Source organism: Terribacillus sp. 7520-G, assembly GCF_002271665.1.
GTDB lineage: Bacteria > Bacillota > Bacilli > Bacillales > Amphibacillaceae > Terribacillus.
Genome location: NZ_NQFP01000073.1, coordinates 1 through 419, shown reverse-complemented (window position 1 = coordinate 419; position 419 = coordinate 1). Strand labels below are relative to the sequence as shown.

The 419-nt window shown below is 35.1% G+C and carries 1 protein-coding gene; it reads right to left on the bottom strand.

Annotation, left to right across the window (positions count from 1 at the left end; genetic code table 11):
* Positions 1–10: 10 nt before the first annotated feature.
* A complete protein-coding gene (locus CHH53_RS17950; RefSeq protein WP_095217318.1) occupies positions 11–334 on the bottom strand; it encodes a helix-turn-helix domain-containing protein in 324 nt (107 codons plus the stop codon).
* Positions 335–419 lie beyond the last annotated feature (85 nt).

Genomic DNA, 419 nt, shown 5'->3' with positions numbered 1-419 from the left:
AAATATAGGACTACTTCCTTTTCAACTCCAACTCCTCTTTGATCTCCAAATACTTTTTTAGAATCTCATTCTCCATCTTCAAGTTTTCGATCTGTCGATTCTTCTTTTCTTCGTTAGAAGTATAAACAGGTCCATGCCCAAAACTGTATTGTTTACCGATTGGCTGGTCGAAACGATGCATCTCATTGTTTCGGTACCATCTCATCCATGTTTTGATCTGAGATACATTCTTAATACCATACTTCTCCATAATTTGTTGATTTGAATGTTGTCCACTTAATTTATCCTTCACAACTGACCATTTTAACTCCGCTGAATATCTATTTTTCCCCATAAAAAATACCCTCCAAATTAACACTTGGTTTAAGTGTATCACTTGAAGGGTGTTTTTTTATGTCCCATTTGACTAGGTTAGTCTA